Here is a 22,924-nt window from a genome sequence, read left to right on the forward strand (position 1 = left end):
AATGAAAACGAAATAATCCAAGACCGAAAAAAATGGGAGTATCTCATTTTTTTCGGTTTCTGACAGAAGACTCCTTCCTCAAAAATATAAAGGTGTAAAACACTAATTTTAGGTGGGAGATGAATATCAGTAGGCGTAAGCCTACGTTTTTTTTATACTGTAGATATCGTATAAAAAGGTGAGGTGCACCCTATGTTAGTAAGTAAAGCATATAAATTTTATATCTACCTAAATAAGAAACAAGAAATATTAATTGCTAAAACCATTGGTTGCAATCGCTTTGTATTCAAAACATGAAATTAATTAGCTAAATTCTTCTCTAAATAAAAGACCACTGATTTATTAAACCGGTGGTCTTATGTTTATATATTATTCATTTGTATAAGTGTCATATTTTTCTAGCTTCAATTGGAAGTAAATAAGATAAAAGATGCAAATCAAACAATAAATAAATTGAAAAGCCTGAATCCTACAATTACGATTTTAAATAATGAAATAAAAAAAGAGTATCAAATGGATGAATTCAACCCATACTTATAAATATAATCTTCCTTCGATTACTACAAACGAGTTAACAGTAAAAAGCCGATTACCCCTTAGCGTACGAAATTCGCGTTTTGTTTGTGATACCCCATTAGTAATAATGATTTATTTTTTATTTGTATTATTATATATATAAGATCACTTGTCTTGGAAACAAGGGATCTTTTTATTAGATAAATAACTACTTGCCAACAGCAGATAGTTGTTATCCTATTCATATGTTCAGTAAATACTATAACATAATTTTTTTGTTATAATGACAACATAGTTCTATGTTGTTTTATTTGGATCTATTTTTATCATTTGAATTTGAAAGATATGACTGTAATATTTCATATAATTTCATATCAGAAACTTCAAAGTAAAAACAAAAAATGAAATGCGCAAACTTTTAATATCCTAAAACATCTACTTCAGCTGCTGAAGCATACCCATTTATGCCGTTTGTTACTTCTAGTTTTACATATTTCGCAGAAATAGGTTCGAATGTTGCAAATTTTTTCCCTCTATTATTGTCCCATGTTCCAGACGTTACTTTTTTATAGTTAGAACCATCCATGCTTGTATAAATATTGTAGTTTAAAATAATACCATTCTCTGACCAATCTTGTCTTGGAAGATATGCTACTTGGGTGATGGTTCGTATTTGTTGACCGAGATCTAGCGTTAAATTGTATGGATATTGATTTGGTGCGTTCCATTGACTATGCCAAATTGTATTTGGATTGTCATCGATCGCGTTACTTGCTGGATCACGCCATGATTCCTCACTATTTGCACTTACCTTCATTATTTTTTTTGACAATATAGCTAGTGGTTTAACGGGCTTAGAATCAGTTGCTTCCCAGATAGGTGCAACTAATGTTGGATTATTCAAAGCTTCGATTTTTTGTCGTGTTTCTGGTGATGCTTTCAGTCCCCACTGATCAAAGAAAGGAAGCAAATTTTGTTTTGCTACTAACGATGTATTGTAAATAAACGCTTGGATTTTCTCTTCATCTGTTTTTGGAAGCTGATCATGTGGTATCCCTCGATATAGCTGGTGAAGATACGGATAAAAATCTTCACCATACGCTAAATGCAGTTGCCAAAGCATAACAAGTTTTACAAACAGGTCGTCAATATTTTTATATTCTTTATTCGTTTGTTTTAGATATGCAAAGGCCCTATTATAATCTCCCTCTGATTCTAAACGTGTTGGTTTATTTGGATATACTTTCTTGTCTGCAACTAAAGAATATAGATTAACAGTTACTTCACCCATACTTCTTAAGTCATTCCACGTCCATGGGTATTGTTGTCTTGCATGTCCCGCTTCATGCATTTGTCCCCATCCAAACTCATTTGCATTTAAAGTGCTTTTGATTGCTTCACCAGCAGTCGTAAAAACGGCTCCATCCAAACTTGCATACATGCCCCAACTTTGTGCGTTAGGGTTTTCTACAAAAGCCCAAATACGACGAGTTGGCTGATGTAAAGGATTAAGGTCTGTTTCAGATAACCCTGATATCTTATCTTGTGCCTCAATCATTTTATCGTATTTTTCTAATAGAGGAATAGGGTCTTGATTCACAATATATTTATTGGCACTATTACGAGTTACGGTAAGTACTGCTTTCTTTGACTTTAGTTGAACAGCATGTGCATCTGGATATTTGTTCATCATGGTAATCCAGTCTTCTTTCGTGTGCTTCCCTAATTCAAAGAATGGAACAGGGATACCACCTTGTGTTACTTTCGCCTTAACTGTTCCTGTATCTTGATAGTTATCAAATCCTAATAAGCCGCCGTTTGGAGAAGAGATGGTATTAGAACCAGGAGAAAGATCAATTTCTTTTCCCCATTCTTTATCATATTGATGGGTCCCAATAATCGCTCTAATCTTTTGTGTTCCTGATACTGTAATTGTAACCTGCTCATTTGGTTTTACATAGATTCCTGTTGGCATATAATTTTTTTGGTTACCTCTTCTTTCTCTATTCGCTTCATCCCAATAACTCCTTGTTGCTGGAAGGTCGAACTCCCTCTGTTCAAATTGAGTTGCAGCTTGTGCAGTTTCAGCATGTACATCTAAATTGTTTGCACTAATAGGTACAAATAACGTGGTTGCTAAAATAGCGGATGTCGCAAACAACTTGATTGGTTTTTGTAATTTACCATTCTTTCTTCTGTTCATATAATTCAGTCCTTTCATTCAGATCTGTTCTAATGTTTATACGAAATACCGATTTTCTCAATAATTCCACAAGTGGATTTATTAAATGAATATTTATTTTGAACAATATTGTTTATATTTTTTGATGAATAAGATAAAAAAGCATAGGAGTCTAAAACTTCCAAGTCTTTTTTGATTTTTCTAGAAGCATATTACTTTCATTTAATTCTTAAGTCATACATAAATCACTCCTCTCAGTAAGATTTTAAGATAAATGTCTTATCTCAAAATCCTACAACTAACATTAGACTTCCATATTAAGTATAATTAAAGAAAAAAATTCCACAATTGAGAAAGGAATAAAGAGTAAAAAATTTACATTAATGTAAAATAAATGTAAATCTTTAACATTTATGTAAAATATAGTTCACAACCTGTTTTTACACGTATCTCGGCTGAACCCCGAATAGAAAAACTGTTTGAACCAATCAATCGTACAACAGCGATTGTCATTGCTAATGGTATCCTTGTAGCCATGCATTTTGATTCTTCCCTTACTTTATAAACGGATGCCTATATGAGTGGATTTATGAAAAGACTAGGGATATAAAAGTACCAATAGTAGCCCATATATCATTTAATTTTTTTGTATTTTTGGCTACAAGTTTGTAGTGGATTGTTACACATGTGTAAATGTGTAAATGTGTAAATGCGAACTTATATAAATGTCCACGTGTCCACATGTGCAAATACGGTAGATATTTTTTGAAGAGGGCTATCGTATAGGGGTAAAGCCGATTCTTGAAACACTGATAATTTCATATATCTGTATATACCAAACCGCTTAAAGTGTGTCCAAAATGCATAAGGGTATAAAAATGTATAAAACTGAAATGATAGTGAGCATTCTAAATTATAAAGGAGTGTTCATTATGATAAATAACGAGTTAAACTGGCAGAAAATATTAGAAATAGGAGCTAGTTCTTTGGGTTCTTCAATAGGTACAGCAATAATAAGCGAAATGTTTCCATCAGAAGATAGTGCTCAAGAAGCGGTGAAACAAGCAGTAGAAGAAATTTGTGATAGGGTTAAAAAAATAATTGACCAAGCCTTTTTAGATCACTATGTAGCTAATTGTGACAGTATTGCGAGACGTCTTCAGGGCTATCCAGAGAGCGGTGATGTAAATATTTTACACGGCATATATGACGATGGTTCAGATTTAGTATCAGATTTAGTACGTTTTGAAACGTTTGAAGGTATAACAGCCCTTGTTTACATTTGTACTTTGCATCTAACTGACATAAAATCTCTTAGTGAAATTGACTCTGGGTATAAAGCTACTTTAAGTCGTTGTGGGGATGAGTATGCTGCTTTATGTGAACCACGTGGTGACAAATTAGTTTACTTTACAAATGTAAGTATAGGTGATGCAATGTATGCTAATAGTGGACTTTACGATATGATTACTGCTCCTACTACTTCTAATTTTTATCCTACACTCAAATACAGGTTTAATTTTGTAGATGAATGGGATGAGAATTTAGACACAAAGGTTCATATGTATGATTCTGATCCTATATCACTAACAGATCCACTATGGTACACAGAATCTCCAGGTATCCCACGTTATAGATTAACGGAAGCTGGTAGAAATGCTTCATCTATTCAAAGGGTCTATTTGGGTGCTAAAGATGAGATAATCTCACAGAGAGATGCTTTCTTAAATGACAGGTTAGAAATTACAAATAATATGCGTAAAAATATTCGCAAGGCATGTGATGAGTGGCGAAATCTTTAAATTCATAAGTGAAACCAGAAGTGAATTCCAAAGTTTCTATGCTCCTTAACACCCATTTAGGCATCTATTGAAATGAATGCCTAAATGGGTTCTGGTGCAAAAAATCTATAAAACTTGGACATACTAATACTCTAAAAAGGTGTGTGATTGGTATGGAAAAGAAAAATTGGTTCAAATGGAAGCACTATCAGCCTGATATTATTTTATTAACGGTAAGATGGTACCTACGGTACAACCTAAGTTTTCGTGATTTGGTGGAAATGATGGAGGAACGGGGTTTATCCATTTCCCATACAACGATTATGCGTTGGGTTCATCAGTATGCTCCTGAATTGGACAAATGGATCCGACGTTACCTCAAACAAATAAATGACTCTTGGAGAGTCGATGAAACATATATCAAAGTAAAAGGTCAATGGATGTACCTGTATCGTGCTGTTGATTCGAACGGAAACACAATCGATTTTTGCCTAAGCAAAACAAGAGATCATAAGGCTGCAAGGCGCTTTCTCAAGAAAGCTTTGCGGTCTTTTCATGTTTCAAGGCCACGTGTGATAACAGTCGATAAGAATCCAGCTTATCCGATAGCAATTGAACAGTTAAAAAAAGAAAAAAGCATACCTAGCGGTATGCGACTTAGACAACAAAAGTACTTGAATAACATAGTAGAACAAGATCATCGCTTTATAAAGAAGCGAATCCGTTCTATGCTAGGTCTTAAATCTTTTGACACAGCTACATCCATTCTTTCTGGAGTAGAAGCCATGCATATGATTAAAAAAGAACAGATTGCTTTACGGAACCAGTCTGTCCAAAATCAAAAAGAATTTATCCATCAATTGTTTGGACTTGTAATATAAGATACGATTCCGTTAGGAATATATGTGCTTTATTCTCTTTTGTTTTATTTTTGCACCAGAACCCTTTTCCTTGTGTACCCGTAATGTATTCAGACCAAGGACCGTAATTTGAAGGATAGAAAGCATCAGCAGTCGGTTTAATTTGTACAACGACTGCATTCATACCAGTGTTTTTTACATCGTCTAATAGTCTTATAAATTCTTGTTTCTGCTTTTCAATAGGTAAGCCAGTTTTTGAAGGCCAATCAATATTGAGAACAGATGCTATCCATACAGGCGTAATTCATGTTTTTTGTAAGTAGTATTTACTTCAGCATAAGTAGAGTGAGGGGAAATGAAAGAGAAAGGAGTAAACAAGATGACGATATAGCACATCATTACTAAACGTTTCATAATCATTTATACGCCTCCCTATTATACGATTATTTAAAATAATATATGATGTTAGGTTGGCCCTGCAATTGAGAAAAATAAATATTGAAACATTAATTTAATAGGAAAAATATTTTTAGTGAAATTTACTTTCAGTATAACTAAATCGTTTCATTTCTTCATATGCTTGTTAGTAAAGTGAAACTTTCTTTCATTTGAAAGAAACAATTTATAAGTATAGGAGGATTCAATAATGAAAGTTTTATTCGTTTGTTCTGGAGGAATGTCCAGCGCAATTGTTGTAAACGCTTTAAAAAAAGAGGCGGAGAAAAAAGGTGTAAACATGGAAGTCCATGCCATTGGAACAAGTGAGATAGAGGAAGAAGTAAAGAATGGCTGGGACGTTGTAATGGTTGCACCTCAAGTAAGACATAGATTTGACTCTGTTAAAAAATTCGCAGAAGAGGAATCTATCCCGTGCGGTATCATACCACCACAAGCATACACGCCGCTTGGCGGACCGACTTTATTAAAAACTGTAAATGATTTAATTAGTTAGGGGGAAGCGTTATGAATAAATTTGTCACGTTTCTTGATAGAAACTTATCTGGACCGATGGCAAGGCTTTCTGAACAGAGGCATTTACAAGCAATCCGTGATGGAGTTATTTCAGCGTTACCATTTATTATTGTAGGAAGTTTCTTTTTAATCGTAGCATTTCCACCATTACCGAAAGATAGTTTCATATCTGTTTGGGCATTAAAAAATCAAACAAGTATATTAATACCATATCGTTTAACGATGTTTATTATGTCTTTATATATAGCATTTGGAATAGGGTATAATTTAGCGAAAAGTTATAAGCTAGATGCTTTATCAGGAGCACAGCTTGCAGTATGTTCATTACTATTAACATTAACGCCTGAATTAATTGATAAAAAAGGGTTTATGCTTCCGATGACAAATCTCGGAGGTCATGGATTATTCGTGACAATGATTGTTTCTATTTTATCAGTTGAGATTTTAAGATTTTGTAAGACGAAAAATGTAATGATTAAAATGCCAGAACAAGTACCGCCGTCTGTTTCACGTTCGTTTGAAGCACTTATACCTGCTGCATTCGTTATTATTTTAATGAGTTTAGTAACTGTCGTTTTTAGTATTGATTTACATCATGTAGTTGATAAATTAGCGGCACCGTTAGTAAAAGCTGGTGATAGTTACTTCGGTGTAATCATTCCAGTGTTTTTAATTACATTTTTTTGGTCATTCGGAATCCATGGTGTGTCGGTTGTTGGAACTGTTGCTCGGCCATTATGGGAAGTATACTTAGGGAAAAATGGTGAAGCAGTTGCTAGTGGAGCAGATCAGTTACCATTCATATCACCAGAGCCGTTATACCAATGGTTTATATGGATTGGCGGTTCTGGTGCGACGTTAGGGCTTGTATTAGCTATGATTGTATTTGGTCGATCAAAATATTCGAAAGCATTATCAAGAACTTGTATTGTTCCTGGTATTTTTAATATTAATGAACCTGTTATTTTCGGATTACCGATTGTACTAAATCCAATTTTAATTATCCCGTTTATCATTACACCACTCGTAACAGCAACTGTTGCATATTCAGCAACTGCGATGGGATTTGTAACGCCAACACATATTATGCCGCCGTGGACATTACCAGCTCCAATTGGTGCATATTTAGCAACAGGTGGGGATTGGAGAGCGATTGTACTCGTATTTATAAACATAACAATATCATTCCTTATTTATTTACCATTCTTTAAAATGTACGACAAAAACATGCTTGAAATTGAGAAAAATGGTGATGGGGAATCTGTTAATCCGTAAGTTTAATATTTTATTTTTGAGTGATAGGCATTTTGTCTATCACTTCTTTCACATGAAGTCCAGAGAGGGTGAAATGGAATGAATATAAAATTTAGTTATAAAGGTGTATTCTTATTATTATTTGGAGTGATATGTGCGAATTTCCTTTTCGTACCTTTATTAAGAATGCTACATCTATCACAAATGCATAGTATATGGCTCGTTACAAGCATTGCGGCAAGTATTTTGCTTACAGTAGTTGTTTCTTTTATTGATGGATCGTTTGCATCAAAAGCTCAGTTATTTTATAGATTTATATTATTTTCGATCGGTTGTACGTTTGTAACTTACATGATTGTTTTTTAGTAAAGGGGAGGTCATGCATGCTATGTATATTGCAGGGATTATGTCCGGTACTTCATTAGATGGAATAGATGTAGCACTCGTTCATATAGAAGGAAGCGGTGTAGGTTCTAAAGTTGAACTCATCCATTTTACTACTGTGCCATTTAGTAATGATATGAAAAATGAGATCCAGCAGGCATTATCAATAGAGAATTCAAATGTACAACTCATATGCAGTTTAAATTTCAAACTCGGTTTATGCTTCGCCAATGCTGTAAAGGAAGTTTGTAAAGAGGCCAATTTTCCTTTGGGACAATTAGATGTAATTGGTTCTCACGGACAAACGATTTATCATCAGCCAAAGCAAGATGGTAATATGATTCCTTCCACATTGCAAATTGGAGAACCAGCAGTTATAGCATATGAAACGAACACTACGGTTATCTCTAATTTTCGAACGATGGATATGGCAGCAGGGGGACAAGGTGCACCACTTGTGCCATATTCAGAGGTCATTTTGTATCGTCATCAAACTAAAAATAGATTACTACAAAATATTGGCGGAATCGGTAATGTTACAGTAATACCAAGTCATCTAAGTGATAAGAGCGTTATTGCTTTTGATACTGGCCCAGGAAATATGGTAATCGATGATGTATGTCAAAGATTATTTCAGTTGCCATATGATCAAAATGGTAGGATTTCAAAACAAGGAGTAGTTGTAGATGAAATTTTGACATATTGTATGAACCATCCATTTTTGAAAATGAATCCACCGAAATCAACTGGTAGAGAACAGTTTGGAGAAGAGTTTGTAAGTGAATTATTGAAGCGGTTTGAAAAGCATGGTAAAGAAAATCTTTTGAAGACTGTCACGATGTTTACAGCAAGTTCAATTTTTCATCATTATAAGGAGTTTATTCTGCCGTATTATGAAATCGATGAAGTAATTTTAGGTGGTGGGGGCAGTTATAATCGTACACTTGTTGAAATGATACGAAATGGATTGAAGGAAGAAAAGTGCGCGATATTCATTCAAGAAGATATAGGCTATTCTTCAGAGGCGAAAGAAGCAATCGCCTTTGCGATATTAGCAAACGAAACGCATCATCGTAATCCGAGTAATGTGCCAAGCGCAACAGGTGCAGAGCAATCTGTAGTTTTAGGGAATATAACATTCCCTCCAATAAGATGATGAAAATGAGGCGAACATATGAAGTATATGATTGGAGTAGATGGTGGGGGCACGAAGACAGAAGCAATTGCATTTGATAAAGACGGAAACGAACTTGTAAGAGCTACAAGTGGGTTTGGAAATATATTAATAGATTATGAAAAAGCAGTTTTGCATATTATGGAGGCGATCGATCAATGCAAGAAAGCTTTAATAGATGGGCACTGCGTTTGTATTTGTTTAGGGTTAGCGGGTATAAGTGGAGCGAATACAAATGAATTAACATTACGATTAATAAAGAAATATGAAACGAAAATTGAAGTTTTTAATGACGCAATGATTGCACATGCAGCTGCTTTAAAAGGTAAGAATGGAATATTAACTATAGGTGGTACAGGTGCAATTTGTATAGGAAAGAAAGACGAAGTGTACGAGTATAGTGGTGGATGGGGACATATTTTAGGCGATGAAGGAAGCGGATATTGGATTGCGTTACAAGGTTTAAAGAGAATGGCAAATCAATTTGATCAAGGAGTTAGACTTTGTCCATTAAGCTTAAGGATTCAAGACGAGTTTCGACTTTTAACATCATCTCATATAAAAAGACTAGTATATAGTTCTTCAAAAGATAAAGTTGCAGCAATCGCACCATTAATTATTCAGGAAGCGAGAAATGGGAATGATGATGCACATGAAATTATGATGCAAGCTGGTAAGGAATTAGCGAAAATTACAGTAGATGTTTATAATAAGATGCAATTTAAGCTTTCAACTCCAATTGCAGTAAGTGGTAGCATATTGCGTTTAGTTCCTGAAATATATACTGAATTTAAGAAATGCTGTGAGAAAAGTATGGGAGAAGTTATATTCGTATCACCATCAGAAATGGCAGTGAAAGGAACATATCATTTAATGAAGGGTGTATATTTTATAAAATAGAAGTATGAGAATTTTTGTATGATTTGTAAAAATATGATGTTAAAATATACAAAGGGATGTAAAGCAAGAAAAAGTACAATATACATAGTCATTGAATATTGTATAAGTACTCCCATGTAGAAAGTGAATGATTACATGATTAATAGTATGCAATTTTTGTATTTGGTGGCTTCTTATTTATTTGGAAACATATTGACCGCTTATATAGTAACGAAATGGAAACATAATGTTGATATTCGTGAAGAAGGAAGTGGTAATCCTGGCGCAAGAAATATGGGGCGCGTATATGGAAAAGGGTCTTTCGTCGCTACATTTTTAGGTGATGCGATCAAAGGGGCAATCGTAGTTTCTATTGCAAAATACCTTTTCGAAGATTCTACATTTGTAATGTTAGCTTTACTGGCTGTTATACTTGGACATATTTACCCAATTTTATTTAAAGGCAAGGGCGGAAAAGGCATTTCAACATTTATTGGAGGTTTAATTGCATTTGATTATTTGATAGCGCTTACTCTTATTGCTGTTTTCATTATATTTTATTTAATCTTTAAAGGATTTACTAAGCCCGGACTAATTACAATCGCTTGTTTACCAGTTTGCATGATTTTGTATTCTTACTCTATTGTTACGACTATTTTAAGTGCACTTATCATTGTACTTATTTTATATGTAAATCGAGAATGAAATGAACTTTTAATAAGTGGAGTTAATCTCCACTTATAATTTTTATTAAATACATAAAGGAGATACAACATGGGGTTAATTTATAAAGTTGCTGATCAAGCTTGGGAATTTGAAAGTATACAAAAATTGAATTATAAAACATTTGTAGAAGAAATTCCGCAACATGAAGAAACGAAAGATCGTGTTCGTATAGATCGTTTCCATGAAGAAAATACATATTTAATTTGTTTAGATGACGATAAGTTAGTAGGTATGGTTGCATTGCGAGGAAAACGACCATTCTCGTTAGATTATAAAATTCCAAATCTAGATTTTTATTTGCAAGAACATGGAGAAAATGTATATGAAATTCGTTTACTTTCAGTAGAACGTGAATATCGAAATGGAAGAGCATTGTTAGGTTTAATTCGCTTTTTACATCGTTATTTGCTTCTAAATGGATATGAATTGGCACTCATTTCTGCTACAACACGTGAACTACCTTTATATGAGCAAATGGGATTCAAATCTTTCCATACGTTAGTTGGTACTGAAGAAGCAGCCTTCCAGCCAATGTATGTTACCCCAGCTATGTTTGAAGAGTCGAGTGTTGGGGGTATTATGACGAAAGAATATACGTTTTTACCTGGTCCAGTGGATATTGAAGAAAATGTTCGAAAGGCATTTTCTACTAAGCCTATTTCGCATCGTTCTAAGTCATTTCAAGTGACAATGGAAAATGTAAAAAAACGTTTACTGCAAATAACAAAAGCAAAACGTGTGCAAATAATGTTAGGAACAGGGACGTTAGCGAATGATGCCATTGCTTTACAGTTGAATTCTTTAAAAGGGAAAGGACTAGTTTTAACAAATGGGGAATTTGGAAATAGGTTAGTGGGACATGCAACACGTGCGCAATTACATTATGATACGCATAAAAAAGAAATGGCAGAGCCGTTTCTTTATACAGAATTAGAAAAAATAATGGCAACTGGAAATTATGAATGGCTTTGGTTTGTTCACCATGAAACATCAACTGGAATGTTAAATAATTTAGAAGAACTAAACATTCTTTGTAAAAAATATCAAATGAAACTATGTGTAGATTGTATAAGCTCAATTGGAGCAATACCAATAAATTTGAAGGATGTATATTTTGCAAGTGGTGTTAGCGGAAAAGCGATTAAATCATATACAGGATTATCTTTCGTTTTTCATAACCACATTGTAAAAGTAAACGAGGCAGTACCTGCTTATATGGACATTGGTATGTACGAAGAAAATGAAAGTATCCCATACTCCCATTCATGGAATTTAATTTATGCATTGCAAGAAGCATTGAAGCGACTTGAAGATGAAGAGGCATTTGAAAAAATAAAAGAGGCGTATGCTTATATTGAACAAGCTATTAATACTATGGGTTTAAAGCTTGTTTCACCTAAAGATCATGCCGCTCAAATTGTTCTTACCATTCAATTAAACGAAGGGCAGTGTTCTAAGGCAGTAGGTGATGCATTAGCATTACAAGGATATATTGTTCATTATGAATCAGCATATTTACAAAAGAATAACTGGATTCAAATAGCATGTCTGAATCACTATAAAGAACGTGATATGAAGAGGATGTTAAATTGTTTGCAGATGTGTGTGTTAAAGAAAGTTCTTTTAACGTAAATGCTTGTATATTTATTATATAATTTCTACAAGGCTATGAGTCACACTTGCTAAGTGTATAGAAGTGCATTTTTTGACAAGAGTTTAAAAGAGAGTGAAAGCTCTCTTTTAAACTTACTTAAATGAATTACCCACAGATTGGAATACCGAGAACTCTCAAAGCTAGTGCTACTTGAAGAGTAATTTCCAATCTAGCAATTTCGATGCCAGCAACTGTGAGTACTAAAAAAGGTTGGCCGTTTACGAACACAATACAACTTTCCATATATACGCCTCCTTTCTAGTGATCTACTACAGTATATGAGTGAAACTGTAATACGTTATAGTTGGATTTATGAATTTTATAAAAATAATAGATTTACCCTATGTTTACGAAACAAATGGAGTTTCATAGTGTTAATAATTTAATTGTTAGACAAGGAAGCATCTATAATAAGATGCTTTTTATTATATTTACGTTTCAGCGTGACAATAAATAAAGTTAATCAATGACGAATTGAGAGGGAAATATATTGATAAATATTTGTATGAGGTAAACTAAGAAGGTTTTAGAAAAACGAAAAGGAATTTTTATACTTGTAACATAAAAATTCTAGGGGGATGTTAATATGGAAAAAACTATGATGGTAGAAACAACAAACATGATGATGTCTATGGAAAAAATGATGTGTGAAATGAAGTGTATGAAAATGATGATGAATAACATGATGCAAATGGATGTAGAAATGGATAAGGCAATGATGGTGAAAATGAATGAATGTGATGAAATGATGAAGACTACTATGTCTATGATGAAAGCGATGAAAGAGAAATGTTGTTGAAGTAGCAAAGTATAGCGTAAAATGATGATGATCTTGTAAATTTAAATTAGTAAAGAGCCTGTTTTAGTTGGTAAATTAAAATAGGCTCTTTTAACTATTGTTCAAAAATAAATTGAGTTGACAAAAAAGAACTAAAAGATTATTTTAGTTCTTTTTTCTGTATTAACACTGTTCAAATCATTTGTTTAAAAGCTATAGATGATGGTTAGGCAGTGAGAAAAGACAAGTAAGAGCCTATCTTTCTTCGTTAAATGTGTGCTGAAGTAAATAATGACTCCATTTTTACTTTGCTCTTCTCTCGAATTTCAGCATCCGCATGTCGCATAACATATTTATGCGCTACAGCGATTGCTAAAACATCATCTAATAAGCCAATCCCAATAATAGCAGCTATATCTGGAATGAAATCGATTGTTAATACGTAATAGGATAAAGCGGCTAATATAATGAGTTTCGCTTTAGTAGGTAACTCTTTCTTTTTCATTGTGTAAAATAAAATAATACTTTCATATACGCTGGATTTACCGAGGTTTACTGAGCTTTTTTTGAATTTTTTCCAAAGTGTCTGTTTCTCCATATAAACACTCCTTTTCCAAAAAATAGATTTTTTAAAAGGATGGACAAAGAAGCGAAAGAATAATCAATTTTATTGTTTTTTCTTATTGTATATTTCGATATTTATAAGCGAATACCTGTTCAAAATAAAACAATGCTTGTTAAGCGGATACGAATATGGAGATGGATGAAGAGAAAATCTGTTTTGGAAAGCAAATAAGTTTCCGATAGAGGTTTCAATGAATTATTTGCGTTCTGCAACGAAGGCAGAAAAAACTTTTGATTTCTTAATATCAGCTATCTTGACAATAATTATTAGATTGTTTATAGCGTATATGAATCCGAATACAACAATAATATTGAAAGGAATTAAGGATATAAATAATCAATCACTTACATTCATTCCAATTTTAGCTGGTTTTAATATAGCTAATTACCTCGTTCCTTATGATTCTAGTACTTGCTGGTTCATTTGCTACAAGTATTTTTGCTGATAGAACGTTTTTTATTCCTAATTTACCAAAACAACCATATCGTTTTGGCGTAGGTGTTTATGAGGGCGTAGTAGCTCATAGTACAGCGACTTCTGAAATATTCAAAAGTATGAATCTCGTACATGAAGAAACGCATTTGTTCAATATGCTGTTGATTGAGATGAAACAATCCAAATCGCTAATATAAAATACATTGCATATGGCGGTGGACCTGCTGCTAATAAACGATTTGTACATGTAGAGTTATGTGAAACAGCAGACCATACAAAGCTCGAGCGTTCATATGAAAAATACGTAAAACTTTTAGCGGAAATCTTAAAAGATAACAAGTTATCTGTAGGAAAAGGATTGTGGATTCACTACGATGTGATTAAATACCTTGGCGGTACAGATCATGAAGATCAACTTGATTATTTAAAATCTCATGGGGGATCAGGAGCTCAATCCCGTGCTGATGTACAACGCGCATACAATAATTCTAGTGTGGATGTTTCTGTACCTGAAAGCCACCTAAACCAACAGAAGTACCAACAGCTGTAACCGATGGTATAGCTTATATTAAAGGCTACAACGTTAATTTACGTAAAGGACCAGACACAAGCTATTCTAAGATTCGTCAACTAAATAAATCAGAAGCTTATGTTGAATGGGGCGAAAAGCCTGGTTGGTTAAACCTTGGTGGAGAGCAATGGATTAAGAACAATCCATCCTATGTGAAGTTTAGTAAGAAAAGTACAGTAGATTCTTCTATTGTAGGAAAGCGTGTTGTTTCTAAAGTTAATATTCTACGTTTCTATGATGCTCGATCTTGGCAGGATAAAGACGTGGATGGTTTTGGAGATGTAGGTGAACTGTTTACAATTTTTAGGAAGTTAAATATGGAAGGTTCAGTACAATTTAAGGCGCACAATAGTATAGGGAAAACATATTATATTACGATCAATGAAGTTTATGTATTTGTAACTGTATTACTACAGTATAGTACACTCATAGGAGGTAGTTATATGTTTGATAAAAATGAAATACAAAAGATAAATGGGATACTTCAAGCTAATGCATTAAATCCAAATTTAATTGGCCCTACACTTCCCCCAATCCCACCATTTACTTTACCCACAGGTCCAACAGGAGGGACAGGCCCAACGGGAGTAACGGGTCCAACAGGAGTAACGGGTCCAACGGGGGTAACGGGTCCAACAGGAGTAACGGGTCCAACAGGAGTAACGGGTCCAACAGGAGAGACAGGCCCAACAGGAGGAACTGAAGGTTGTCTTTGTGATTGCTGTGTTTTACCTATGCAAAGCGTTTTACAACAACTTATTGGAGAAACTGTTATTCTTGGCACTATTGCAGACACACCCAACACGCCCCCGCTTTTCTTTCTATTTACTATCACTTCTGTGAATGATTTTTTAGTTACAGTTACAGATGGCACCACAACCTTTGTGGTCAATATATCTGATGTAACAGGGGTAGGTTTTTTACCACCAGGACCACCTATTATATTACTTCCACCTACCGATGGAGGATGCGAGTGTGAATGTCGTGAACGACCAGTTAGACAATTACTGGATGCGTTTATCGGATCTACAGTAAGTCTTTTAGCAAGTAATGGTTCTATTGCAGCAGATTTTAGCGTGGAACAAACAGGACTTGGGATAGTACTAGGGACATTACCTATAAATCCAACTACAACCGTTAGGTTTGCAATTTCAACTTGTAAAATTACAGCTGTGAATATAACCCCTATTACGATGTAGTCTATTTCTTTCAGAAGTATCTGTTGCTACTCGATAAGAAAAGCACAGTTTATTTGTCCACCTTGAAAACGTATTGTTTTCAAAGTGGACAATCTACGTTTCTAGGATGCTCCATCTTGGAAATATAAAGATGGAGCTGGTTCTGTAGATGCAGGGATTTATGATTGATGCAAAAGTGAGTGTCAATGGTTCGCCACAGTACAAAGCACACAGCAGTAAAGGGAAAACATACTATGTTGTTGCAAATGAAGCCTATTTATTCATCTAACACACTATACCTTCATGAGTAATTAACCATGCCCCCTTACTCTTTCTATATCCTTCATTTGTAAAGTTCTTACTACTATATTATTGGCGTACAATATATGGCTAAATGTATCTAAATGGTTTTCTAAACGTACAAAATTCCCAAATTGATATGGTAAGGCTATAAAAATTATAATGAAAAATAATAAATATCTCTAATGCACTATTAGGATTTTTCCATTTTATATTGCAAACCTTCTTTCTAAAAGATAAGCTCATATGCTAAATCAAAATGAAGGTTATATAATGCTTTCGTATTACATATTAAATTGTAGAACTTAGTTCCTTGATGTACATATTGGTGTAATTTATTTTGAATTGGTGAAACAATGATTTTTAACATTCCTTTAATATCTTCATTAAAGAAGTTATAGGAGGGAATAACTTGGACTCATTATTTGATGTAATAGCAAATGTTATTTTATTTTATCCTCGAAATGACATGAAATTAAAACACCATATTGCCAAATTAAGCGAATTTGAGTGGTTTCGAAAGTTACACGAAGATACAAAGTATACAAGTTTAATTTGGAGTAATAGGAAAATCAAGAAGTATATTTTGAATTCTACAAATATGGAAGCAATAATAAATTCCGAGAAAAAACAAAAAGAATTTGTTCATCTAGTACAGGATGAATATAAAAAAAGAAGATAAGAATTTTTTTATTTTTCATATTTGGCGAAACAAATGGTACAATGAAAGCTAATGTGAAAAATAAGGAAAAGAAGTGGTCTATTTGAAAAACTTTTTAGAATTAGGAATTAGTGAAACTTTTAATCATACATTACGTGAAAATGGAATTACAGAAGCAACACCGATTCAGGAGAAGGCAATTCCTGTTATTATGTCAGGTAAAGATATTATTGGGCAGGCGAAAACAGGAACGGGTAAAACGTTAGCATTCGTGTTACCGATTTTAGAAAAAATCGATCCAGAGTCTAGTGATGTTCAGGCTTTAATTGTTGCACCAACAAGGGAACTAGCACTGCAAATTACAACTGAAATTAAAAAAATGCTTGTTCAAAGAGAAGATATTAATGTACTAGCGATATATGGCGGACAAGATGTAGCACAACAATTAAGAAAATTAAAAGGTAATACACATATAGTTGTTGCGACACCAGGACGATTATTAGATCATATACGTCGTGAAACAATTGATTTAAGTAATCTTTCAACAATTGTACTAGATGAAGCGGATCAAATGCTTTATTTCGGATTCTTATATGATATTGAAGATATTTTAGATGAGACACCTGATAGTAAACAAACGATGTTATTCTCAGCAACGATGCCAAAAGATATTAAAAAATTGGCGAAACGTTATATGGAAGAGCCGCAAATGATTCAAGTACAAAGTGAAGAAGTAACGGTAGATACAATTGAGCAGCGTGTCATTGAGACGACAGATCGTGCAAAGCCAGATGCACTTCGTTTTGTTATGGATCGTGATCAGCCATTTTTGGCAGTTATTTTCTGTCGTACAAAGGTTAGAGTAAGTAAGCTGTATGATAATTTAAAAGGACTAGGTTATAATTGTGCTGAACTTCATGGTGATATACCTCAAGCGAAACGTGAAAGAGTCATGAAGAGTTTCCGCGAAGCTAAAATTCAGTACTTAATTGCGACTGATGTAGCAGCTCGTGGACTTGATGTAGATGGTGTAACGCACGTATTTAACTTTGATATCCCTGAAGATGTAGAAAGTTATATTCACCGCATTGGCCGAACAGGACGTGCAGGTGGATCAGGTCTTGCAATTACGTTCGTTGCAGCGAAAGATGAAAAACATTTAGAAGAAATTGAAAAAACGCTTGGTGCACCAATACAAAGACAAATAATCGAACAACCGATGATAAAAAATGTAGATGAAAATGGAAAACCGGTACAAAAGCCGGCTCCAAAGAAATCAGGTCAATATCGTCAAAGAGATAGCCGTGAAGGTTCAAGAAGTGGTTCAAAAGGTGGTCCAAGAAACGATTCAAGAAATAGTTCGAGAAATGATAACAATCGATCATTTAATAAGCCAAGTAATAAGAAAAGTAGTACAAAACAAGGTCAGCAAAGACGTGGCCGTTAAATAGTTATTATTCAAAAAGAGTCGCAAAGTGTTGCGGCTCTTTTTGTTTTTATACAACGAAGTCGATATAAGTACAAGGGTGATTGCATAAAAACAACCTTTGAAATTTCATTTACCGTATTAAATAATTTAAAATTCATAAAGGAAATATAAAGTAGGTTGTTGTATATGTACGATAACAGGAAACTTTTCACATACTAAACATATACTTTAAATAAACCGACAGTCGGTCCGTAGGAAGGAGTACATGAATGAGGATCGTAAAAGAATATGGGGAGCGTAGAAATGAAATTTTAGAAACTGCTGAACGTTTGTTTGTTACAAAAGGGTATACGAAAACTACAGTAAATGACATTTTAAGAGAGATTGGTATAGCAAAGGGGACGTTTTATCATTATTTTAAGTCGAAAGAAGAAGTAATGGATGAAATTATTATGAGGATTATTAAAGCGGATGTTGCTAAAGCGAAAGCAATTGTCTCTAACCCTAATATCCCAGTTTTGGATAAGTTATTTCGAGTTTTAATGGAACAATCACCAAAATCAGGAGATGTAAAAGATAAAATGATTGAACAATTTCATCAGCCAAATAATGCGGAAATGCATCAAAAAAGTATAGTACAATCAATTATTCATTTATCTCCTGTTTTAGCAGAGATTTTAGAACAAGGAATCGCTGAAGGCATATTTTCTACTCCATACCCACAAGAAACGATTGAATTATTACTCTCTTCAGCACAAGTCATATTTGATGAGGGTTTATTCCAGTGGAAGCCGGAAGAAATGATGAGGAGAGCTAAAGCTTATATCAAAATGATGGAAGCATCTGTTGGAGCGAAAGAGGGAGCCTTTGATTACATGGTGGAGGTTTTAATCAAACAGAAATAGCAATTTTCTGTTTGGATATTATCGACCGACAGTCGGTCTGAATCGAATGAAAGGTGTGATAAGGATGTCAGCTAGTATAAGGTCTTCGATGAAAGATTTTCACTTAATGGTGAGTGGACAAATTATTACTATTTTAGGTTCAACACTTTTACGTTTTGCCCTGTCATTATATGTGCTAGATATAACAGGGCGTGCTGATATATTCGCAGGATTATATGCGGTAACGAGTATTCCGTTTTTGCTAGCCCCTCTTGGCGGAGCGATAGCAGATCGTTTCAATCGCCGTAATTTAATGGTTATTTTTGATTTTATCAACGCTGCGATTGTATTAAGCTTTATAATTTTGTTATTTACTGGACCTGTATCTATTATATTAATTGGAACAATTATGTTTTTACTAGCAGTCGTTAGTGCAATGTATTCACCTGTTGTAATGGCGAGTATTCCGCAATTAGTTCCAGAGAATAAGTTAGAGCAAGCGAACGGTATCGTAAATGGTGTGCAAGCATTATCGAATATAGTTGCTCCTGTATTAGGAGGAATACTGTACGGCATAATTGGTTTGAAAATGCTCGTAATAATAAGTTGTCTTGCTTTCTTTTTATCTGCGATTTTAGAAATGTTTATTAAAATACCTTTTATAAAAAGAGCGCGAGAAAGCCATATAATACCGACAATTGTAAAGGATATGAAAGAAGGATTTATATATGTTTTAAAACAACCATTTATTTTGAAATCTATGCTTTTAGCTGCATTACTAAATTTAATACTTACACCGCTATTTGTTGTTGGCGCTCCAATTATTATACGAGTAACAATGGAAAGTAGCGACACGTTATACGGAATTGGAATGGGATTGATCGATTTTGCTACTATTTTAGGTGCATTATCGATAGGTTTTTTTGCGAAAAAGCTACAGATGAAAACATTGTATTACTGGATGCTTTTAATAGCTTTATTAGTACTACCAATGGCACTATCAGTTACGCCAGTTATTCTTAATTTAGGATACTATCCACCATTTATCCTCTTTATACTTTCTTCTATTCTAATTGCAATGATCGTGACAATTGTATCCATCTATGTGATTACTGTAGTCCAAAAGAAAACACCAAATGAAAACCTAGGAAAAGTAATGGCAATTATAACAGCGGTATCTCAATGTATGGCACCAATTGGGCAAGTCATTTATGGTTTTATGTTTGAAGGATTCAGTATGAAAATTTATTTACCTATATTATTTATTAGTTTCATAATGATAATAATAGCGATAGTGACGAAGAAAATATTATGGAATGAAGGGAACTAGCTCCATATGATTAGGAGAATGTTAAAAAGAGATTTCTCTCAAAATAAAATGATAATTACCATTCTATTTATGTTTATCATGTTATCAAGTCTTTTAATCGCAAGTGCTTCAAGTAACGTTATAAATCTATTGAACTCAACGGATCAATTGTTTAAAGTATCAAACGCACCGCACTTCGTACAAATGCATGCCGGAGAAATAAACCAAAAGTCAATTGATTCATTTGTAGCACAAACTCCTTTTGTAAAAAAACAACAAACAGCAGAGATGGTTCAAATAGGCGGATCTAACATTTTTATAAAGAAGAAAAATCAAGCGGAACATAATAGTGTAATGGACATTAGCTTTGTTAAGCAAAATACTATTTTTGACTTTTTATTAGATTTAAATAATGAATTGATCGATGTTAGGAAAGGAGAAATAGGTGTACCAATTTATTATATGCAAAAATATCATTTGCGTATTGGAGATAAAATTTGGGTTGTTAAAAATAATAATGAGCTAGAATTTACTATTTCGGCATTTGTTCGTGATGTTCAAATGAACCCATCACTTGTTAGTTCAAAACGATTTGTAATAAGCGATGAAGACTTCGAAAGAATAAAGGGGAATTTTGGAGAAAGTGAATATCTTATTGAATTCCAGCTAACAGATTTAAATAAAATAAATGAATTTGAAACTTTATACCAGTCATCAAACTTACCTCAAAAAGGTCCCTCTATTACGTATTCACTCTTTAAAACACTCAATTCATTAACAGATGGAATAATAGCTGCAGTACTTATCATAATAAGTGCATTATTAATGCTAATCGCGATTTTATGTATTAGATTTACGATTATTACTTCAATGGAAGAAGATTATCGGGAAATTGGTGTTATGAAAGCTATCGGCATTCAAAGTAAAGATATTCAAAAACTATATGTAACAAAATATGTTGTTATTTCTGCTATCGGATGTATATGTGGATATATCCTTTCGTTATTTGTTACAAAAATATTTACCTCTAACATCACACTTTATATGGGGACAGCTAATAAAAGTATTATATATTATTTTGTGCCATTGATAGTCACAACATTGTTATTTCTAGCCGTTATCCTTTTTTGCCGCATCATTTTGCGGAATTTTAGGAGAATTACAGCAATAGACGCTTTACGATCAAGAGATAAACTAGGAAAAAGAAAGATTAGAAGATTTTTTTCTCTCTATCAAACTAAAATTACAAATGTAAATATATTTATTGGTATACAAGATGTAGTGAAACGATTTAAGTTATATCGAGTATTAAGTATCGTTTTAATTATTGTAGTGTTCATGATTGTTGTACCAGTTAACTTTTTGTACACGATTCAGTCACCGCAATTTGTTAATTATATGGGAACAGGAAAGAGTGATATGCGAATAGATTTACAGCAATCTGAAAATATAGAAAAACGGTTTAATGACGTTATATCGTATATCGGAAACGATGAAGAGGTAGAAAAATATGCAGCATTTGTAACGAGTACATTTAAAATGGTGAAAGCTGATGGTACAAATGGAAATTTAAATGTAGAAGTGGGAGATTTCGCCCAATTTCCAATAGAATATGTTAAAGGTATGGCACCAAAAAATGAAAATGAGATCGCTCTCTCTTATATGAACGCAAATGAATTAAAAAAGAATATAGGGGATGAAATCGTTTTATTTGTAGAAGGAAAAGAGAAAATGCTAACTATTAGTGGTATATATCAAGATGTAACGAATGGAGGAAAAACAGCTAAAGCGAGTTTTTCTTACAATAAAGAAGATATATTATGGTACGTAGTAAATGTAGATATGAAACCCAAAGTGAATCTACAAGAAAAAGTGAAGGAGTATAAACAAAATTTAAATTCTGCAAAAATAACAGATACGGATAATTATTTATCTCAAACTTTAGGAGAGACAATCAAACAATTAAGACTGGTGACACAAGTGGCAATTTTGATTGCTATATTGATATCGGTTTTAATAACTGCGATGTTTTTTAAAATGTTATTGGTAAAAGATTCTTCGCAAATATTAATTATGAAAAGTATCGGCTTTTCCTACAAATATATTCGTATACAATATGTTACTCGTTCTATTGCTATAGTATTAGTAGGTATTTTAACAGGGACATTTATAGCTGCTACGTTTGGAGAAACACTAATAAGCTGGTTAGGTTCATTTATGGGAGCAGCTCACATAAAGTTTGTTGTTAATCCAATCATTTCTTATGTAATATGTCCAGCTATTTTATTTATATCTGTGACCGTAGCAACACTTTTTAGTAGTTTTACAGTGAAACAAAAAAATGATTTAAAGCTAAATGGGGAGTAGGAGGT

The 22,924-nt window shown here is 33.5% G+C and carries 20 protein-coding genes and 5 pseudogenes; 21 read left to right on the forward strand and 4 right to left on the reverse strand.

The window, feature by feature from the left end:
- Positions 1–192 precede the first annotated feature (192 nt).
- Positions 193–288 (forward strand): annotated as a pseudogene (locus tag MKX37_RS11840) (helix-turn-helix domain-containing protein); the annotation flags it as partial.
- Between the two features lie 646 nt (positions 289–934).
- Here MKX37_RS11840 and MKX37_RS11845 read toward each other — a convergent pair.
- The gene (locus tag MKX37_RS11845) at positions 935–2,719 is read right to left on the reverse strand and encodes a M60 family metallopeptidase (protein ID WP_078203986.1); all 1,785 of its coding nucleotides are present in this window, start codon (positions 2,717–2,719) and stop codon (positions 935–937) included.
- Between the two features lie 445 nt (positions 2,720–3,164).
- On the opposite strand from MKX37_RS11845, the pseudogene MKX37_RS11850 reads away from it, so the two are divergent.
- The 3 genes and pseudogenes from MKX37_RS11850 to MKX37_RS11860 form a co-directional block, all read left to right on the forward strand.
- Positions 3,165–3,370: pseudogene (locus MKX37_RS11850) on the forward strand (CPBP family glutamic-type intramembrane protease); the annotation flags it as partial.
- Positions 3,371–3,630: 260 nt separating this feature from the next.
- The gene (locus MKX37_RS11855; protein WP_078422414.1) at positions 3,631–4,500 is read left to right on the forward strand and encodes a hypothetical protein; all 870 of its coding nucleotides are present in this window, start codon (positions 3,631–3,633) and stop codon (positions 4,498–4,500) included.
- A gap of 152 nt (positions 4,501–4,652) precedes the next feature.
- On the forward strand, positions 4,653–5,360 hold the full coding sequence (locus MKX37_RS11860) for an IS6 family transposase (RefSeq protein ID WP_002127399.1): 708 nt from the start codon (positions 4,653–4,655) through the stop codon (positions 5,358–5,360).
- A gap of 64 nt (positions 5,361–5,424) precedes the next feature.
- On the opposite strand, the pseudogene MKX37_RS11865 reads toward MKX37_RS11860, so the two are convergent.
- Positions 5,425–5,759, reverse strand: a pseudogene (locus MKX37_RS11865) (family 10 glycosylhydrolase); the annotation flags it as partial.
- A gap of 226 nt (positions 5,760–5,985) precedes the next feature.
- Between MKX37_RS11865 and MKX37_RS11870 the strand changes: the two are divergent.
- The 7 genes from MKX37_RS11870 to MKX37_RS11900 all read left to right on the forward strand — a co-directional run bounded on the left by MKX37_RS11870 (position 5,986) and on the right by MKX37_RS11900 (position 12,360).
- Entirely contained in the window at positions 5,986–6,291 is a 306-nt protein-coding gene (locus MKX37_RS11870) for a PTS sugar transporter subunit IIB (protein ID WP_000865895.1), read from the forward strand.
- An 11-nt stretch (positions 6,292–6,302) separates the two neighbouring features.
- Positions 6,303–7,586, forward strand: coding sequence for a PTS sugar transporter subunit IIC (locus MKX37_RS11875; protein ID WP_033731045.1), 1,284 nt, complete (start codon positions 6,303–6,305; stop codon positions 7,584–7,586).
- Between the two features lie 78 nt (positions 7,587–7,664).
- Entirely contained in the window at positions 7,665–7,931 is a 267-nt protein-coding gene (locus MKX37_RS11880) for a hypothetical protein (protein ID WP_016126936.1), read from the forward strand.
- A 22-nt stretch (positions 7,932–7,953) separates the two neighbouring features.
- Positions 7,954–9,105: an anhydro-N-acetylmuramic acid kinase AnmK gene (anmK, locus tag MKX37_RS11885; RefSeq protein WP_078422413.1), complete on the forward strand. Its 1,152-nt coding sequence runs from the start codon at positions 7,954–7,956 to the stop codon at positions 9,103–9,105.
- 18 nt (positions 9,106–9,123) lie between these two features.
- The gene (locus MKX37_RS11890; RefSeq protein WP_078422410.1) at positions 9,124–10,023 is read left to right on the forward strand and encodes a BadF/BadG/BcrA/BcrD ATPase family protein; all 900 of its coding nucleotides are present in this window, start codon (positions 9,124–9,126) and stop codon (positions 10,021–10,023) included.
- 135 nt (positions 10,024–10,158) lie between these two features.
- Complete coding sequence (gene plsY / locus MKX37_RS11895) at positions 10,159–10,707, forward strand: glycerol-3-phosphate 1-O-acyltransferase PlsY (RefSeq protein WP_002127407.1); 549 nt, start codon at positions 10,159–10,161, stop codon at positions 10,705–10,707.
- A 69-nt stretch (positions 10,708–10,776) separates the two neighbouring features.
- Complete coding sequence (locus MKX37_RS11900; protein WP_002127409.1) at positions 10,777–12,360, forward strand: aminotransferase class V-fold PLP-dependent enzyme; 1,584 nt, start codon at positions 10,777–10,779, stop codon at positions 12,358–12,360.
- Positions 12,361–12,487: 127 nt separating this feature from the next.
- On the opposite strand, the gene MKX37_RS11905 is transcribed toward MKX37_RS11900, so the two are convergent.
- On the reverse strand, positions 12,488–12,625 hold the full coding sequence (locus MKX37_RS11905; protein ID WP_002127410.1) for a DUF3956 domain-containing protein: 138 nt from the start codon (positions 12,623–12,625) through the stop codon (positions 12,488–12,490).
- A gap of 343 nt (positions 12,626–12,968) precedes the next feature.
- Between MKX37_RS11905 and MKX37_RS11910 the strand changes: the two genes are divergently transcribed.
- A complete protein-coding gene (locus MKX37_RS11910) occupies positions 12,969–13,181 on the forward strand; it encodes a hypothetical protein (RefSeq protein ID WP_000416118.1) in 213 nt (70 codons plus the stop codon).
- A 247-nt stretch (positions 13,182–13,428) separates the two neighbouring features.
- Here the strand turns inward: MKX37_RS11910 and MKX37_RS11915 are convergent, their stop codons facing one another.
- Positions 13,429–13,758 (reverse strand): YkvA family protein, encoded by a 330-nt coding sequence (locus MKX37_RS11915; protein ID WP_002127411.1) that lies wholly within the window; start codon positions 13,756–13,758, stop codon positions 13,429–13,431.
- 217 nt (positions 13,759–13,975) lie between these two features.
- On the opposite strand from MKX37_RS11915, the gene MKX37_RS11920 reads away from it, so the two are divergent.
- The 9 genes and pseudogenes from MKX37_RS11920 (at position 13,976) to MKX37_RS11960 (ending at position 22,919) form a co-directional block, all read left to right on the forward strand.
- A complete protein-coding gene (locus MKX37_RS11920; RefSeq protein ID WP_002127412.1) occupies positions 13,976–14,230 on the forward strand; it encodes a hypothetical protein in 255 nt (84 codons plus the stop codon).
- Positions 14,184–15,192 (forward strand): annotated as a pseudogene (locus tag MKX37_RS11925) (N-acetylmuramoyl-L-alanine amidase); the annotation flags it as partial. The gene MKX37_RS11920 and the pseudogene MKX37_RS11925, both read left to right, overlap by 47 nt.
- Positions 15,193–15,234: 42 nt before the next feature.
- Positions 15,235–15,990: an exosporium leader peptide-containing protein gene (locus tag MKX37_RS11930; RefSeq protein WP_341089482.1), complete on the forward strand. Its 756-nt coding sequence runs from the start codon at positions 15,235–15,237 to the stop codon at positions 15,988–15,990.
- 66 nt (positions 15,991–16,056) lie between these two features.
- A pseudogene (locus tag MKX37_RS11935) lies at positions 16,057–16,258 on the forward strand (N-acetylmuramoyl-L-alanine amidase); the annotation flags it as partial.
- A gap of 423 nt (positions 16,259–16,681) precedes the next feature.
- Entirely contained in the window at positions 16,682–16,951 is a 270-nt protein-coding gene (locus MKX37_RS11940; RefSeq protein ID WP_002127415.1) for a hypothetical protein, read from the forward strand.
- A 73-nt stretch (positions 16,952–17,024) separates the two neighbouring features.
- Positions 17,025–18,377 carry a DEAD/DEAH box helicase gene (locus MKX37_RS11945; protein WP_002012917.1) on the forward strand — a complete coding sequence of 451 codons (1,353 nt, stop codon included), beginning with the start codon at positions 17,025–17,027 and terminating at the stop codon, positions 18,375–18,377.
- 251 nt (positions 18,378–18,628) lie between these two features.
- Positions 18,629–19,264, forward strand: a complete 636-nt coding sequence (locus MKX37_RS11950) for a TetR/AcrR family transcriptional regulator (RefSeq protein ID WP_002032119.1) — start codon at positions 18,629–18,631, stop codon at positions 19,262–19,264.
- 46 nt (positions 19,265–19,310) lie between these two features.
- A complete protein-coding gene (locus MKX37_RS11955; RefSeq protein WP_248083051.1) occupies positions 19,311–20,573 on the forward strand; it encodes an MFS transporter in 1,263 nt (420 codons plus the stop codon).
- Positions 20,574–20,579: 6 nt separating this feature from the next.
- Complete coding sequence (locus MKX37_RS11960; RefSeq protein WP_341088956.1) at positions 20,580–22,919, forward strand: ABC transporter permease; 2,340 nt, start codon at positions 20,580–20,582, stop codon at positions 22,917–22,919.
- Positions 22,920–22,924: the final 5 nt, after the last annotated feature.

It is taken from the genome of Bacillus sp. FSL R5-0709 (genome assembly GCF_038004785.1).
Classification (GTDB): Bacteria; Bacillota; Bacilli; order Bacillales; family Bacillaceae_G; genus Bacillus_A; species Bacillus_A mycoides.